The sequence below is a fragment of the Escherichia sp. AM3 genome, from assembly GCF_032029835.1.
Classification (GTDB): Bacteria; Pseudomonadota; Gammaproteobacteria; order Enterobacterales; family Enterobacteriaceae; genus Escherichia; species Escherichia coli.
On record NZ_JAVUPQ010001122.1, the window covers coordinates 1 to 255 of the forward strand.

Sequence of the window (255 nt, forward strand, 5' to 3'; positions counted from 1 at the left end):
GTGCTGGCGACGGCGGGCGGTATGCTCTCTACGGTGCTGATGATGCCGCTGGTGAACCTGATTGGCAGGGATGACAAAGCCTTCGGCTTCCAGGGCGGGATCGCCGTGCTGTCGGTGGTCGCGTTCCTGATGCTGGCGTTCTGCTTCTTCACCACCAAAGAGCGCATCCAGGTGCCGCCGAGCACCACCTCCATGCGTGAAGATCTGCGCGACATCTGGCAAAACGACCAATGGCGTATCGTCGGCGTGCTGACC

Annotated in this window: 1 protein-coding gene; it reads left to right on the plus strand. The window is 62.0% G+C overall.

The features are described from left to right. On the plus strand, positions 1-255 hold a 255-nt coding region (locus tag RTW80_RS29975; RefSeq protein WP_312721801.1), incomplete at both ends, for an MFS transporter.